The organism is Streptomyces sp. NPDC020747 (assembly GCF_044334695.1).
GTDB lineage: Bacteria > Actinomycetota > Actinomycetes > Streptomycetales > Streptomycetaceae > Streptomyces.
The window spans coordinates 188746-204516 of sequence record NZ_JBIRTJ010000016.1 but is presented as its reverse complement, the minus strand read 5'-3'; the positions used below and the strand labels follow the sequence as shown (position 1 = coordinate 204516).

The window sequence follows — 15771 nt, the reverse complement described above, 5'->3', positions numbered from 1 at the left end:
CTTCCTGGGCTGCGGGGGCGGGGCTGTTCGCGTGCTGGGCGGCTGCGGGTGAGCGGGGGCTGGTCGCGCCCACGCGGCGGAGCCGCATATCGGCACAGCCCCCGCCCCTTGGGGGCGCGGCCACGGGGGCACGTCTGTCCTCAGCCCTTTTCCAGGTACTGCTCCCTCTCCTCGTCCAGCAATGCCTGAAGTGCTGTGCGCAGGCCGGGGAGGTGCTCCAGGTCCGGGTCGGACGCGACCACCGCGGACGCCTCCTCGCGGGCCTCGGCGATGATCTCCTCGTCCTCGATGACGGCGAGCATCCGCAGCGAGGTGCGGGCGCCGGACTGGGCCTGGCCGAGGACATCGCCCTCGCGGCGCTGTTCGAGGTCGATGCGGGAGAGCTCGAAGCCGTCGAGGGTGGCGGCGACGGCGTTGAGGCGCTGGCGGGCCGGGCTCGCCTCCGGCATCTCGGTGACCAGGAGGCACAGGCCCGCCGCCGAGCCACGGCCGACGCGGCCGCGCAGCTGGTGGAGCTGGGAGACGCCGAAGCGGTCGGCGTCCATGATCACCATCGCGGTGGCGTTCGGGACGTTCACCCCGACCTCGATGACGGTGGTCGCCACCAGCACGTCCGTCTCACCTGCCGCGAAGCGGCGCATCACGGCGTCCTTGTCGTCCGGCGGCATACGGCCGTGCAGGACCTCCACCTCGAGTCCCTGGAGCGGGCCCTTGGCGAGCTGGTCGGCGACATCGAGGACCGCGAGGGGCGGGCGCTTCTCGGCATCGGCCGCGTCCTCGGGGGACGGCTTCTTCTTCGCCTTCTTCGAGTCGTCGTCCTCGTCGCCGATGCGCGGGCAGACCACGTACGCCTGGTGGCCGTTGGTCGCTTCCTCCCGCACGCGCTCCCACGCGCGCGAGAGGAAGTGGGGCTTGTCGGCGGCCGGGACGACATGGCTGGCGATGGGCGAGCGGCCGGCGGGGAGCTGGTCCAGGACGGAGGTCTCCAGGTCGCCGAAGACGGTCATGGCGACCGTGCGCGGGATCGGGGTGGCCGTCATCACGAGGAGGTGCGGGGGCTGTTTGCCCTTGCCGCGCAGGGCGTCGCGCTGCTCGACGCCGAACCGGTGCTGCTCGTCCACCACGACCAGCCCCAGGTCGTGGAACTGCACCTTGTCCTCGATCAGCGCGTGCGTCCCGATGACGATCCCCGCCTCCGCGGTGACCAGGTCGAGCAGCGCCTGCCGCCGCGCTGCCGTGCCCATGGACCCGGTGAGCAGCACCACCTTGGTGGAGTGCTCGACGCCACCGAGCATGCCGCCCTCGGCCAGCTCCCCCATCATCTCCGTGATCGACCGGTGGTGCTGCTGGGCGAGCACCTCGGTGGGCGCGAGCATCGCCGCCTGCCCGCCCGCGTCCACGACGGCGAGCATGGCGCGCAGGGCGACCATCGTCTTTCCGGAACCCACCTCCCCCTGGAGCAGCCGGTGCATCGGATGCTCCGTGGCCAGGTCGTCGAAGATCTCCTTGGTGACCTTCTGCTGGCCCTCGGTGAGGGTGAAGGGGAGCTTGGCGTCGAAGGCGGAGAGCAGGCCTTCCTTCTTGGGGCTGCGGGCCACGGCGGGGAGTTGGGCGTCCGCGTGGCGGCGGCGGGCCAGGGCGACCTGGAGGACGAAGGCCTCGTCCCACTTGAGGCGGGAGCGGGCGTCCTCGATGTCCGCCATGGTGTGCGGGCGGTGGATCTTCAGCAGGGCCTCGGGGAGGGGGACAAGACCGCGGCCCGCCCGCAGGGACTCCGGCAGCGGATCGGTTGCCTCCTGGGCGCTCGGCAGCACCGTCTGGACCGCCTTGGCGATCTTCCAGGACTCCAGCTTGGCGGTGGCGGGATAGAGCGGGATGAGGGCGCCCGCCCAGGTGTCCACCGTCTCGGTCACGTCGTCCCCGCGCAGCAGTTCGTACGCCGGGTGGGCCAGCTGGAGGCGGCGGTTGAAGAGGGAGACCTTGCCCGCGAACAGCGCGCGCGTGCCGGGCAGGAGGTCCTTGTGGGGCTTGTGCACGCCGTTGCCGAAGAAGACCAGCTTGAGCTGGCCGCTGCCGTCCGTGATGGTCACTTCGAGGCGCTGGCCCTTGCCCCGGGGGGCCTTGGACGAGGCGAAGGTGAGCAGGCGGGCGTCGGCGACCTGGGCGACCACCGTGACGTGCTCGTCCATGGGCAGGTCGGCGAGGTGGGTGAGCTGGCCACGCTCCTCGTACCTGCGGGGATAGTGGTGCAGCAGGTCGCCGACGGTGTGCAGGCCGAGGTGCTCGGCCATCACCTTCGCGGTGGCGGGTCCGAGCACTGACTTCAGTGGCTGTTCCAGTGGTTCTTCGAGCGCAGGCACGAGATCCATTGCACACCACCGCACTGACAATGCCGTATACGTCCCAGAAATCTGCTGGTCAGACGGCTGGTTCGGGGCCTAGGATGTCCGGCTCCGGCCCTGTTCGCGGTCACCTCGTCTTGGGACCGCCCGACCCCGCGCCGTCGCACGTCCCCCCACCGGCGCAGCGACGATGGACTCCCAGATCTCACAGTCAGCTCAGGCATCCCAGTCACCCCATACGTTCCAGGTCGACCTGCGCGGCCTCGTGGACCTTCTCTCCCATCACCTCTACTCCAGTCCCAAGGTCTATCTGCGCGAACTGCTGCAGAACGCCGTGGACGCGATCACCGCCCGGCGTGCGGAGCAGCCCGACGCGCCTGCCCTGGTGCGGCTGTTCGTCGAGGACGACGGCGGTGCCCTTCGTGTGGAGGACTCCGGGATCGGGCTCACCGAGACGGACGTGCACAGCCTCCTGGCGACCATCGGCCGCAGCTCCAAGCGGGCGGAGGGCCTGGAGTCGGCGCGCTCCGACTTCCTCGGTCAGTTCGGCATCGGCCTGCTCGCCTGCTTCGTGGTCGCCGAGCGCATCCGGGTGGTCAGCCGCAGTGCCCGTACGCCGGACGCACCGCCCGTGGAGTGGACGGCGGCCGACGACGGCTCGTACACGGTCCGTACGCTGCCGCACGAGGCCCGCCCCGAGCCGGGTACGACCGTGTACCTGGTGGCGCGTCCGGGCGCCGGCGACTGGCTGTCCGAGGAGCGGGTCCGCTCGCTGGCCCGGGACTTCGGCTCGCTGCTGCCGTACGACGTACGGGTGGGCGACGAGGCGGTCACGGACCTCCCGGCGCCCTGGGACCGCGCGTACCCGAGCCCTGCCACCCGCAGGGTGGCCCTGGGACGGCACTGCCACGACCTGTTCGGGTTCACTCCGCTGGACTCGATCGACCTGGACGTACCGCTCGCCGGGATCCGCGGGGTGGCGTACGTGCTGCCGTCCGCGGTCAGTCCCGCCCAGCGCGCCGGTCATCGCGTGCACCTGAAGGGCATGCTGCTCACCGAGCGGGCCGAACAGCTGCTGCCCGACTGGGCGTTCTTCGTGCGCTGCGTCCTCGACACGGACAGCCTGCGGCCCACCGCGTCCCGCGAGGCGCTGTACGAGGACGAGGCCCTGGCGGGCGTACGGGAGGCGCTGGGCGAGCGGATCAGGGCCTGGCTGACGGGGCTGGCGGCCGGTGATCCCGAGCGGCTCGCGGCGTTCCTGTCGGTGCACCACCTGGGCGTGAAGTCCCTGGCGCGGCACGACAAGGAGATGCTGCGCACGATGCTGCCGTGGCTGCCCTTCGAGACGACCGACGGGCAGCTGTCCCTGGAGGAGTTCGCCCAGCGGCACCCGGTGGTGCACTTCACGCGGTCCGTGGAGGAGTACCGCCAGGTCGCGCCGATCGCGTCCGCGCAGGGCGTCGGTGTGGTCAACGGCGGCTACACGTACGACAGCGAGCTGGTCGAGGCGCTGCCCTCGGTGCGGCCCGGGACGGTCGTGGCGGAGCTGGACTCCGACACGGTGACCGCGCACCTGGACTCGGTCGACCCGGCGGTGGAACTGGCCCTGTCGGCGTTCCTGGGGGCCGCCCGGGCCAAGCTCGACCCCCTGGGGTGCGATGTCGTCCTGCGCGCCTTCCACCCCCTCTCCGTGCCCGCGCTGCACCTGGACGACCGGGCGGCCCGCCACGAGCAGGCGCGCGCGGAGGCCGAGGAGCAGGCCGACGACCTGTGGGCGGGCATCCTCGGCTCGCTGCGGGGCAGCGCCCCGCGCGCGCGGCTGGTGCTCAACCACCTCAACCCGCTGATCCGGAAGATCAGTTCGCTCGACGACCGGGAGCTGATCGGGACGGCGACGGAGTCCCTCTACGGCCAGGCCCTGCTGATGGCGCAGCGCCCGCTGCGACCGGCGGACTCGGCACTCCTGAACCGGTCGTTCATCGGCCTCCTGGAGTGGGCCACCCACAGCGACTCCCCGGAGGAGGGCCCCCGATGACCCAGAGTATGGACTTCGACGCGCTGCGCCGGGCGATGCAGGAGAACTACGAGCAGCCGGAGGGCCCCGCCCGCAACGCGCGCGCGGAACTCCTGCTCGCCGAGGCCGAGAAGTTGAACATCCCGCTCGCCGTGATCGAGGCGCTCGGCCACCAGCTGAAGGTCTACAACTACAGCTCCGAGAAGGACAGGATGTTCGTCCCCTTCGCGCGCCTGCTGCGCATGTGGGACGAACGGCCCGAGGACTTCGACGAGTACGAGACCCACTCGCTGCACTGGGTCTTCAAGTGGGTGTCCTCCGGAATGGTCGGCCAGCCGCACGTTCCGCTCGCCTCCATCGAGAAGTGGCTCGGCGAGATGGAGCACCGCTACCGGCTCGCCGGTCACTCCGAACGGGCGGTCCGCAGCACCGAGTTCACGGTGGCGCGGTCCATCGGGGACCTGGCGCGGGCCGAGCGGGCGTACACCGCGTGGCTGGCCGCCGACCGGGACACCATGGCCGACTGCCACGCCTGCGAACTGCACGACCAGGGCTGGTGGCTGGCCGAGCGGGGCGACGACGCCGAGGCCCTTGACCTGTGGCGGCCCGTCCTGGAGGGCGAGTACACGTGCGCCCACGAGCCGCACGCGGTCCTCGCGTCCTCGCTGCTGCCCCTGCTGCGGCTGGGTCGCCCGGACGAGGCGCGGGCCCACCATCTGCGCGGCTTCCGGCTCGTACGCCCCATGGAGAGCATGCGCGGGGCGTACGCGGACCATGTGGAGTTCTGCGCGCTCACCGGCAACGAGGGGCGGGCCCTGGAGCTGCTGGCGGAACGTCCCGCCTACTTCACGGACGCCGGGGAACCGCGCAGCCGGATGGACTTCCTGGCCGTGGTCGCCCTGCTGACGGACCGGCTGACCTCGCTCGGGCTCGGCGCGCAGACCGTGCCGGGACCGGCCGGCCGCACCTGGACCGCGGCCGAACTCGCCGCCCACGCGCGCGTGGAGGCCCTTTCGCTGGCGGCCCGCTTCGACGAGCGCAACGGCACGGCGTACGTGAGCGGGCGTGTCCGGGAGCGCATGGAACAAGCGCCGCTGGTGGAACGGCTGCCCCTGGGCATACGCGCGACACCGACCGTGGCGGCTCCTATGCGGCCCGCGCCCGCCCCGTCCGCGGATGGCACCGCCGACAGTGAGCCGGACCTGGCCGCGCTGCTCGCCGAGGCCCGCCGGCTCTCGGCCGCCCTTCACCCGGATTCCGTCGCGGCCTGGGCCGCGGTCGCGGAGACGGCAGGCGACGATGACCTGACTCCCCGCGACCGCGCGGAGCTGACCGACCACGAGGCGATGGGCCTCGGCCCCGAGGGCGTGGAGCTGTTCGCCCGCGCCGCCGAGCTGTACGAGGCGGCGGGCGACCCGGGCGAGGCCCTGGCGGCACGCGCGCGTGGAGCGTACGTACTGGCCCTCTCCGGCCGGACCCGCGAGGCGCTGGCCGCGGTCTCGGAGCCGTACGAGCGGGTGCTCGCCCTCTTCGCGGAGGGCGGGACCGGTGTCCAGCAGGCCGCCTCGGTGCTGGTGGGACGAGCGCGCATCCTGCTGCAGCGGGTCCACGAGGCGGCGGAGACGAACGGAGCGGGAGACGGCTCGAAGGCCCTGGCAGCCGCGGAGACCGCCGCACGGGAGCTGCTGGCCCTCGCCGAGCCGGAGGCCGGGAACGACGTCCTGGTCGCCTCCCGGGCCGCGGAGGCGCAGGCCATGCTCGGAGAGCTCGCCGCGCACGCCGGGGACGCGGAGGGAGCCGCTGAGCTGCTCACGCGGGCCTCGCAGGCGTTCGTGGCGGCCCGGCTGCCGTGGTTCGCGGTGGAGTACGAGGCCCGGCTCACCGGAATCGCGCGCCACCTGGGCGACGCCGAGGCGGCCGAGCACGCGGCCCGGGCGGCGCTGGAGCACGGGGCGGCCTTCCTTGAGCCGACCGGCCACGCCCAACTGCACCTCCAGCTGGCCGAGATACTCGGCGCCACCGGACGGTTCGGGCCCGCCGCCGACCACGCCCTGGAGGCGTCGCACTGGGCCGACGAGGGCGGCGAGGGGCCCACGCTCGGCGCCTGGGCCAGGCATCAGCTCGGCGGCTTCCTGCTGCGTCAGCGGCGGTGGGCGGAGGCCGCGGAGGTCCTGGAGTCGGTGCTGCCGGAGCTGAGCGCGCAGACGCACGGCGACGGCGCGATCGTCCAGACCCACTGGTGGCTCGGCGACTGTCTCACCGAGCTCGGCGAACACCGCGAGGCCGCCGAACACTGGCTCCGGGCGGCCGAGTTCGCCCGGCACTGGCCCGAGCAGCGCGACCACGCGATGCTCGCCCATCTCGCCGCGGAGGCCCTCGGCCACGCCGAGCTGCTCCCTGAGGCGGAGCAGGCCTACGCGCGCGCCGGTGACCTCTGGCGGTCCCTCGGCAACGTCCACGGGCTGATCCGCTCCCTGCGGGCGCGCGCGTGGCTCGCGGTGCGCGAGGAGGGCCCGGGGCTCGACACGGCACGCGAGTTGATGGGCGAAGCGGTCCGCGCGTGCGAGGACGAGGCACCCGACGACGACATGGACGACGAGGCGCGCGAGCAGCTCGTCGCCGAACTCGCGCAGACGCACCGGCAGTTCGGCGACCTGGTCGCCCGCTCCACGCGCGACGACACCGACGACGAGGCGATCCACGCCCTGTTCGAGGAGGCCCTGGCCCACGTCACCCTGGCCGTCGCGGGCTTCCTCTCCCTCGGCGAGGACGCCCTGCACAGCCGTACCGACGCCCAGCTCGCCGCCGGCTGGCTGGAGGCCGACCTGGAGCACCCCGGCTGGGCGGCCGCCCGCGCGCGTGAGGTTCTCGCCGCGTACGCCGAGGGGGACGGCGCCGACAAGACGGTGGTGGCCCGGCGTGCCGAGGCGGAGCGGCTGTTGCGGGCGACGGAGTCGAGCGCGTAGCGCTCCGCGGGAGGGGTGGTTCCTTGTCCGCTGATCGCCGCCTACTCCACGCCGATCAGCAGCAGGGCCCCCTGGCGGCCGCCCCGGTACACGACCGTGTCCACGGCGAGGTAGGACTCCCGGACGCGGGATTCGAGGTGGGCCGCGATCGTGTCGGGGGCCTCGTCTCCAAGGACCAGGGTGACCATCTCGCCGCCCGCCGCGAGCATGCGGTTCAGGACCGCCTCGGCGGTGGCCGTGATGTCCGAGCCGATCACGGCGACGTCGCCCTCGATGAGGCCCAGGATGTCGCCGGCCTGGCAGATGCCGGCCATGGTCCAGGACTGGCGCTCCGCGACCTCGACCTCGGCGTACCGGGTCGCACCGGCGGCCGAGGTCATCGCGACGACGTCCTCGTCGAAGCGCCGCCCTGGCTCGTGCACGGCCAGCGCCGCGATCCCCTGCACCGCGGACCGGGTGGGGATCAGCGCGACCCTGACGCCCTCGGTGCGGGCCTGCTCGGCCGCCGCGGCCGCGGTGTGGCGCAGCTCGGCGTCGTTCGGCAGCAGCACCACCTCGCGCGCGTGGGCCCGCCGTACGGCCTCGACGAGCTCGCCGCTGGCGGGCGGCTCCCCGGGACGGGCGAGGACGGTGGTGGCCCCCGCCTCGGTGTAGAGCCCTGCGAGGCCCTCTCCGGGGACGACGGCCACGACCGCGCGCTCGGCCCGTTCCCGGACCGGCCGGCTCCCGGCGCCCGTCGTGTGTGCGTCGTCCAGCCCGAAGTGCGTGATCCGGATCCGGTACGGCCGCCCGGCCTCGACGCCCGCCTCCACGGCCGCGCCGGCGTCGTCGACGTGCACGTGGACGTTCCACAGGCCGTCCCCGCCGACCACGACGAGCGAGTCGCCGAGCGCGTCGAGCCGGTCCCGCAGCCGTGTCACCGCCGCGTCCTGGGCCTCCAGGAGGTAGATCACCTCGAAGGCGGGCCCGCCCTCGTCGGGAGCGGGGGTTCCGTCCGCGCACTCCCCCGCCTCTCCGAGGGGTCCCGTCGCGGCGGCGTCCACGCGCGCGTGGGGCCCCTTCGTGTCCGGACCCGCCCCCACGCGCGCGTGCCCCGCGAGAACCGGCACCGCCGCCGAGGCGGGCGCCTCCCCCGTGAACGTCTCCACCAGCGCGCCCAGTACGGCCACGAGCCCGCGTCCGCCCGCGTCGACCACCCCGGCCCGCTCCAGGACCGCCAACTGCCCGGGAGTCGCCGCGAGCGCCGCCCGCGCGCCCTCGTACGCCGCACGCGCGACCGCCCCGCAGTCGCCCTCGGCGCCGGAGGCCGCGTCGGCGGCGGCGGAGGCGACCGTGAGGACCGTGCCCTCGACCGGGTGCACGACGGCCTGCCGGGCCGAGTCGGCCGCGCGCCGGAGGGCGAGCCCCAGGCCCTGCCCGTCGGTGTGTGTCGCGTCACTGTCCGCGGCGAGCACCTGGGCCATGCCCCTCAGGAGCTGCGCGAGGATCGTCCCGGAGTTCCCCCGGGCCCCTATGAGCGCGCCGTGCGCCATCGCGTGCACCGCGTCGGCGAGGGCGGGCCCCTCGGGCGCCCGGCCGGGAGAGACAGCCTGCCCTGCGACGGCCACGTACCCGTCGAGGGCTTCCCGGCCGCCCGCGAGTGCGGCATGACCCGCGAAGACGGCCTCGACCGCCGCGGCAGCAGACTCCACGGTCAGGTACAGATTGGTGCCGGTGTCCCCGTCCGCGACGGGATACACGTTGATCGCGTCGATCTCCTCACGCGCGCGGCCGAGTGCCCGCAGCGCGAGGCCGCACCATGCACGCACCGCGGACGCGTCCAGACTCTGCGGCACCTGCGGCACCTACGCCTCCTTGAACAGCCGAACGTCCGACGCAGAGTAGACCCCGGCCAGGTCCCCACCGGAAGAGGCCCGGGCCAGGTCCCCGGGCCGACCATGGTAGTTTCGTTGTACGGACGCAGTCGTTGTATGCTGCTCCGGTTGCCCGATCCCATCGGGCCTTCCTCCTGGCACCGCCACTCAGATCCTAGATCTTGATCCCGGCATGCCGGGATCATCCGTAAGAGCATCTGAAGTCTTTGGAGTGACCCGTGGCTGCCAACTGCGACGTCTGCGGCAAGGGGCCGGGCTTCGGCAACAACATCTCGCACTCTCACCGCCGTACGCCCCGTCGCTGGAACCCGAACATCCAGCGCGTTCGTACCGTAGTGGGCGGGACGCCGAAGCGCGTGAACGCTTGCACCTCGTGCATCAAGGCCGGCAAGGTCTCGCGCTGACGCTCTGCTAGCGCGCGGCCACTGCTGGTTCGCTGCTCAAAGCCGGTCCACTTCACGGTGGACCGGCTTTTTGCTGTACCCGCACGAGCCCCGCAGAGCCTCCCGAGTCCGCCGAGTCCACAGGCGGGCGCGGGGCTGCCTCACCTGCCCGCGTGCATGACGTAAACGCTTACGCAAACGTTTTACGCGCCGTCCGCCCCGAACTGCCACCCATGATCCACCGGCCCGATCCCGCCGCCGAGCGCGAAGCCGCCCGCGATCGCCCCGGTGACGTACTCCTTCGCCGCCGCGACCGCCTCCGGCACCGTCTGCCCCTTCGCGAGCCCCGAAGCGATGGCGCTCGCGAGAGTGCATCCCGTCCCGTGTGTGTGCCGGTTGTCGAACCGGGGGGCCCGCAGCCAGTGCTCCCGCGAGCCGTCCGTGAGGAAATCGACGGCGTCGCCGCTGAGGTGACCGCCCTTGATCAGCACCCATGTCGGCCCGTACGCCAGCACGGCCGCCGCCGCGCGCCGCATCCCGTCCTCCGACTCGACCCGCAGGCCGGTCAGCTGGGCCACCTCGTCGAGGTTCGGCGTCGCCACCGTCGCGACGGGCAACAGCTTCGTGCGTACGGAATCCAGCGCGGACGCGGCGAGCAGCGAGTCGCCGTGCTTGGAGACACCGACCGGGTCGACGACTGAGGGCACGGCCGTGCCGCCGATCAACTCGGCGACGGTCTCGACGAGTTCGGCCGAGGCGAGCATGCCGGTCTTCACCGCGTCGACGCCGATGTCGTCGACCACGCTGCGGTACTGCGCGCGCACCGCCTCCACCGGCAGTTCCCAAGCGCCTTGTACGCCGAGGGAGTTCTGCGCGGTGACGGCGGTGAGCACGCTCATGCCGTGCACGCCGAGCGCGAGCATCGTCTTCAGGTCGGCCTGGATCCCGGCGCCGCCACCGGAGTCGGAGCCGGCGACCGTCAGAACCCTGGGCGGGGTACTCGCACGGGGCGGCGGGGCACTCATGACTCGATGTCCGCGAAGTGGTCCCAGCCGCCCTTGCTGGTCCACGGCGCCCCGTCGACCGTGACCTGCGGCAGCGCCGACGGGTTGAGGACCTCGCCGATCACCTTCCAGCGGGCGGGCAGTTTCACGTCCGGCGGGAAGGTCGCCACGATCGCGTGGTCCTCACCGCCGGTGAGCACCCACTGGAGGGGGTCGACGCCGACGGCCTGACCGATGTCGTTCATCTGCGTGGGGATGTCGACGGCGCCGGAGCGGACGTCGATGCGCACCTTGCTGGCCTCGGCGATGTGCCCGAGGTCGGCGATCAGCCCGTCGCTGACGTCCGTCATCGAGGTCGCGCCGAGCCCGGCGGCCGCGGGGCCCGCGTGGTACGGCGGTTCCGGACGCCGGTGGGCCTCGACGAAGGCACGCGGCGAGCGGAAGCCGCGGGAGAGCACGGCCTGCCCGGCCGCGGACCAGCCCAGCCAGCCCGTCACGGCCACCACGTCACCGGGCTGGGCGCCCGCGCGCATGACCGGCTCGTGGTTGCGCAGATCGCCGAGCGCGGTGATCGCCACGGTGATCGTGTCGCCGCGTACGACATCGCCGCCGACCACGGCCGCGCCGGCGACCTGGCACTCGTCGCGGATGCCGTCCATCAGCTCGGACGGCCAGGTGGCCGGGAGCTCGGCCGGGACGACCAGGCCGAGCAGCAGCGCGGTCGGCACGGCGCCCATCGCGGCGATGTCCGCGAGGTTCTGCGCGGCCGCCTTGCGACCGACGTCGTACGCCGTGGACCAGTCGCGACGGAAGTGCCGGCCCTCCAGGAGGATGTCGGTGCTCGCCACGACCCTGCGGTCGGGGGCGGCCACCACGGCGGCGTCGTCGCCCGGCCCGACGCGTACCGCCGGAGTGGTGGTGAGCCGTGAGGTGAGCTCCTTGATGAGCCCGAACTCCCCCAACTCGCCCACGGTGCCCTTCATCGTTGTACGTCTCCTTTTGTTGCTGCGTCCGCCCGGTCGCGGGCCGCCTCCGACCTGGGTACGGTCGATTCGACCGTCAACCTGTGCGGTCCGTGCACCCCTTCGCGGGGGCCCCTGCCCCCGCGGGTCTCCCCGCGGCGCGCGGCGACGCGATACCGTGGCGTTCCTTTTCCCCACATGATCCTCGTGGCCGCCCTGGAGGTTCCGTGGTACAGGCGTACATCCTGATCCAGACGGAGGTCGGCAAAGCGTCGACCGTCGCCGAAATGATCAGCAAGATACAAGGGGTGATCCAGGCCGAGGATGTGACAGGACCGTACGACGTGATCGTGCGGGCCCAGGCCGACACAGTGGACGATCTCGGCCGCATGGTGGTCGCGAAGGTCCAGCAAGTGGACGGCATCACGCGTACCCTGACCTGCCCGGTCGTGCACCTGTAGCCCCCGTCTACCCTTGGCCGGTGGACTTCTTCCGTCACCGGCGCTTCTCTTATCCCGGGCTGCCCGCCCTCGTTCTGCTGATCGCGGCCACCGGCTGCTCCTCAGCAGACGACAACACCCGGACCGCGGTTCCCAGTCCGGGCACGAAGGCCACCGGGCTGTGTCAGAACCTGGACAAGTCGCTGCCGCGGAAGGTGGACGGACTCGACCGGGAGGATCCCGAGCCCCGGTCCGCGCTGACCGCGGGCTGGGGAAGCCCGGCGATCATACTGCGCTGTGGTGTACAACGGCCGCCCAAGATGGTCGACCCCAAAGTCGCCGAGGGCGGTGACCCCGACGCGGTCGGCGGCGGGGTGAACGGGGTGGGCTGGCTGATGGAGAAGCGGGACGACGGGTCGACCCGCTTCACCTCCGCTCAGCGTCTGGCGTATGTCGAGGTGACCGTGCCCAAGGGGCGGGACACGTCCTCCGTGCTCGTCGACCTGGCCGGGGCCATCAAGAAGGCGATCCCCAAGGGGATCGCCGACTGAGACGGCCCCGGTCGTCCGTCGGCCGCGGGTCCGTCGGGGACCAGGACCTCAGCGCAGGCCCGTCGGGCGGCGCAGCGCCGCCTGGATCAGGCGGTCCACCAGTTCCGGGTACGGCACTCCGGTCGCCTCCCACATCTGCGGGTACATGGAGATCGGGGTGAAGCCGGGCATGGTGTTGATCTCGTTGATGACGAACGTGCCGTCCTCGATGAGGAAGAAGTCCGCACGGACCAGGCCCTCGCAGGAGGCGGCGTCGAAGGCCTCCACGGCCAGGCGCCTGACCTCGGCGGTCTGCTCGACGGTCAGCGGGGCGGGCACGATGCCGGGCGTCGAGTCGATGTACTTCGCCTCGAAGTCGTAGTAGTCGTGCGACTGCACCGGCGGGATCTCGGCCGGTACGGAGGCCCGCGGACCGTCCTCGAACTCCAGGACCCCGCACTCGATCTCGCGGCCGCGCAGCAGCGCCTCCACGAGGAACTTCGGGTCGTGCTGCCGGGCCGCCGCGATCGCCTCGTCGAGGCCGGACAGGTCGTCGACCTTGGTGATGCCGATCGAGGACCCCGCGCGCGCGGGCTTCACGAAGAGCGGCCAGCCGTGCTCCCCCGCGAAGTCGATGATCTTCTTTCGGGCGGCCGACTCGTCGAGCTCCCACTCGCGGGGCCGGATCACCACGTACGGGCCGACCGGCAGCCCGAAGGAGATGAACACCCGCTTCATGTACTCCTTGTCCTGGCCGACGGCCGAGGCGAGCACGCCCGAGCCGACGTACGGGACGCCGGAGAGCTCCAGCAGGCCCTGGAGGGTGCCGTCCTCGCCGTACGGGCCGTGCAGCATCGGGAAGACGACGTCGACCTCGCCGAGCGCCTTGGGGACCGATCCGGGCTCGCTGTAGACGACTTCGCGGTTGGCGGGGTCGACGGGCAGGATCACGCCGCCCTCGCTCGACTCGGCGAGTTCCTCGACGTCCGGCGTACGACGCTCGGTGATCGCCATGCGCTCCGGTTCGTCCGCGGTGAGCACCCAGCGGCCTTCCCGGGTGATTCCGATCGGCAGGACGTCGTACTTGGTCCGGTCGATGGCCCGCAGTACGGCTCCGGCGGTGACCATGGAGATCCCGTGTTCGGAGCTGCGCCCGCCGAAGACGACGGCCACGCGCGGCTTGCGAGGCGGCTGCTGCTCAGGGCTCTGGGGAAGGTTCTCAGTGCTCATATCGCGTTGAGAGTACCCGTTGGTAGGGCCCCGAGTCAGCGTGCCTCGGCCCGCGGGTGAGCCGGAGGGGCACGCCGGAGGCGAACCGAGCGAAGAGGGTTGCTCAGCGTCGTTCGGGCTTGGCGCTGCGCGACATCATTTCCTTGAGGGCGACGACCGGGGGCTTGCCGTCATGGACGATGTCGACGACGGTCTCCGTGATGGGCATGTCGACGCCGTGCCGACGCGCCAAGTCCAGTACGGATTCACAGGACTTGACGCCCTCGGCGGTCTGCTTGGTGACCGCGATGGTCTCCTGGAGGGTCATGCCCTTGCCGAGGTTGGTGCCGAAGGTGTGGTTGCGGGAGAGCGGCGAGGAGCAGGTCGCCACGAGGTCGCCGAGGCCCGCGAGCCCGGAGAACGTCAGCGGGTCGGCGCCCATGGCGAGGCCGAGCCTGGTCGTCTCCGCCAACCCCCGTGTGATCAGGGACCCCTTGGCGTTGTCGCCGAGCCCCATGCCGTCCGCGATGCCGACGGCGAGACCGATGACGTTCTTCACGGCGCCGCCCAGTTCGCAGCCGACCACGTCGGTGTTGGTGTAGGGGCGGAAGTACGGTGTGTGGCAGGCGGCCTGGAGTCGCCGGCCCACCGCCTCGTCGCTGCACGCGACCACCGCGGCGGCCGGCATGCGGGCGGCGATCTCACGGGCGAGGTTGGGCCCGGTGACCACGGCGATCCGGTCGGCGCCGACCTTGGAGACGTCCTCGACGACCTCGCTCATCCGCATGGCGGAGCCGAGTTCGACGCCTTTCATGAGGGAGACGAGGACCGTGCCGGGGGCGAGCAGCGGCACCCAGTCCGCGAGGTTTCCGCGCAGCGTCTGGGAGGGCACGGCGAGCACCGTGAAGTCGGCGTCGTGGGCGGCCTCGGCGGCGTCCGTGGTGGCCCGCAGGTTCTCCGGGAGTTCGATGCCCGGCAGGTAGTCGGGGTTCGTGTGGGTGGAGTTGACCGCTTCGGCGAGCTCGGCCCGCCGTCCCCACAGCGTCACGTCGCACCCGGCGTCGGCGAGCACCATGCCGAAGGCCGTGCCCCACGATCCGGTCCCGAAGACGGCCGCCTTGACGGGCTTTCCGGATGTCGTCACTTGCCGTGCCCCTTTTCGTGCTCAACCTCGGTCATTTCCCGCACGGCCTTCTCCGGCGCGGTGTTCGCCTGCGCCGTCTTCTCCTGCACAGCGGTTTCCTGCTCTTCCTGCCCGTACGTCTCTTCCTTGCCCCGTGTCCTGCGCCGCTGCTCGATGCGCACCTGGCGCGGGTCGTACGGCGTCGAGGGTGCCTTCTCGCCGCGGATCAGCTCCAGCTGCGCGGTGACCGCGGCCATGATGACCTCGGTCGCCTCCTTCAGGAGGTCGGGGGTCATCTCCTCGTCGTAGAAGCGCGAGAGGTCCACGGGCGGGCCCGCGAGCACCTGATGCGTCTTGCGCGGCAGGAGGTCGGGCTTCTTGGCGTACGGGGCCAGCAGATGGTTGGCGCCCCACTGGGCCACCGGAATCACCGGGCACCTGGTCTGCAACGCGACCCGCGCCGCACCCGTCTTGCCGGTCATCGGCCACAGGTCGGGGTCGCGGGTGAGCGTGGCCTCGGGATAGAACGCGACGCATTCCCCGCGCTCCACGGCGTCGATCGCGGCGCGGTAGGCGCTGAGCGCGTCCGTGCTCTCGCGGTACACCGGGATCTGCCCGGTCCCGCGCATGGCCGCCCCGACGAAGCCCTTCCTGAAAAGACCGCTCTTGGCGAGGAATCGCGGAACCCGGCCCGTGTTGTACTGAAAGTGCCCGTACGCGAACGGATCCACGTGGGAATTGTGGTTCACCGCGGTGATAAATCCGCCCTCGGCAGGAATGTTCTCCATTCCGCGCCAGTCCCGCTTGATCAGAACCATCAGCGGCGGTTTGCAGAGAACCGCTGCGAAGCGGTACCAGAAGCCGATTCTGCGGCGGGACACGCGTACACCTTCCTCCTGGGGCCTGGGGGGCCGCACAAGTGTC

At 72.1% G+C, this 15771-nt stretch carries 12 protein-coding genes; 5 read left to right on the top strand and 7 right to left on the bottom strand.

Features of this window, described 5'->3' with window-relative positions; genetic code table 11:
• Positions 1 to 140: 140 nt before the first annotated feature.
• Positions 141 to 2369, bottom strand: a complete 2229-nt coding sequence (recG, locus tag ACH4YP_RS35925; protein WP_398495081.1) for an ATP-dependent DNA helicase RecG — start codon at positions 2367 to 2369, stop codon at positions 141 to 143.
• Between the two features lie 163 nt (positions 2370 to 2532).
• Between recG and ACH4YP_RS35920 the strand changes: the two genes are divergently transcribed.
• Positions 2533 to 4377: an HSP90 family protein gene (locus ACH4YP_RS35920; protein WP_361065689.1), complete on the top strand. Its 1845-nt coding sequence runs from the start codon at positions 2533 to 2535 to the stop codon at positions 4375 to 4377.
• Entirely contained in the window at positions 4374 to 7322 is a 2949-nt protein-coding gene (locus tag ACH4YP_RS35915) for a tetratricopeptide repeat protein (RefSeq protein WP_398495079.1), read from the top strand. Before ACH4YP_RS35920 ends, ACH4YP_RS35915 begins: the two co-directional genes overlap by 4 nt.
• Positions 7323 to 7363: 41 nt before the next feature.
• Here the strand turns inward: ACH4YP_RS35915 and ACH4YP_RS35910 are convergent, their stop codons facing one another.
• Positions 7364 to 9166, bottom strand: a complete 1803-nt coding sequence (locus ACH4YP_RS35910; protein WP_398495077.1) for a DAK2 domain-containing protein — start codon at positions 9164 to 9166, stop codon at positions 7364 to 7366.
• 248 nt (positions 9167 to 9414) lie between these two features.
• Between ACH4YP_RS35910 and rpmB the strand changes: the two genes are divergently transcribed.
• The gene (gene rpmB / locus ACH4YP_RS35905) at positions 9415 to 9600 is read left to right on the top strand and encodes a 50S ribosomal protein L28 (RefSeq protein ID WP_004924906.1); all 186 of its coding nucleotides are present in this window, start codon (positions 9415 to 9417) and stop codon (positions 9598 to 9600) included.
• Between the two features lie 182 nt (positions 9601 to 9782).
• Here the strand turns inward: rpmB and thiD are convergent, their stop codons facing one another.
• Positions 9783 to 10604: a bifunctional hydroxymethylpyrimidine kinase/phosphomethylpyrimidine kinase gene (gene thiD, locus ACH4YP_RS35900; protein ID WP_398495075.1), complete on the bottom strand. Its 822-nt coding sequence runs from the start codon at positions 10602 to 10604 to the stop codon at positions 9783 to 9785.
• On the bottom strand, positions 10601 to 11566 hold the full coding sequence (locus ACH4YP_RS35895) for a thiamine-phosphate kinase (protein ID WP_361065701.1): 966 nt from the start codon (positions 11564 to 11566) through the stop codon (positions 10601 to 10603). Before ACH4YP_RS35895 ends, thiD begins: the two co-directional genes overlap by 4 nt.
• Before the next feature lie 206 nt (positions 11567 to 11772).
• On the opposite strand from ACH4YP_RS35895, the gene ACH4YP_RS35890 reads away from it, so the two are divergent.
• Together ACH4YP_RS35890 and ACH4YP_RS35885 are read left to right on the top strand one after the other, a co-directional pair.
• Positions 11773 to 12006 carry an Lrp/AsnC ligand binding domain-containing protein gene (locus ACH4YP_RS35890; protein ID WP_055614017.1) on the top strand — a complete coding sequence of 78 codons (234 nt, stop codon included), beginning with the start codon at positions 11773 to 11775 and terminating at the stop codon, positions 12004 to 12006.
• 20 nt (positions 12007 to 12026) lie between these two features.
• Positions 12027 to 12536, top strand: coding sequence for a DUF3515 domain-containing protein (locus tag ACH4YP_RS35885; RefSeq protein ID WP_398495072.1), 510 nt, complete (start codon positions 12027 to 12029; stop codon positions 12534 to 12536).
• Between the two features lie 48 nt (positions 12537 to 12584).
• Here the strand turns inward: ACH4YP_RS35885 and ACH4YP_RS35880 are convergent, their stop codons facing one another.
• The 3 genes from ACH4YP_RS35880 to ACH4YP_RS35870 form a co-directional block, all read right to left on the bottom strand.
• Positions 12585 to 13745 carry a D-alanine--D-alanine ligase family protein gene (locus tag ACH4YP_RS35880; RefSeq protein WP_361071058.1) on the bottom strand — a complete coding sequence of 387 codons (1161 nt, stop codon included), beginning with the start codon at positions 13743 to 13745 and terminating at the stop codon, positions 12585 to 12587.
• A gap of 103 nt (positions 13746 to 13848) precedes the next feature.
• Positions 13849 to 14868: an NAD(P)H-dependent glycerol-3-phosphate dehydrogenase gene (locus ACH4YP_RS35875; protein WP_361071055.1), complete on the bottom strand. Its 1020-nt coding sequence runs from the start codon at positions 14866 to 14868 to the stop codon at positions 13849 to 13851.
• On the bottom strand, positions 14865 to 15728 hold the full coding sequence (locus tag ACH4YP_RS35870) for a lysophospholipid acyltransferase family protein (protein ID WP_398495070.1): 864 nt from the start codon (positions 15726 to 15728) through the stop codon (positions 14865 to 14867). The genes ACH4YP_RS35875 and ACH4YP_RS35870 overlap by 4 nt, the downstream gene beginning before the upstream one ends.
• Positions 15729 to 15771: the final 43 nt, after the last annotated feature.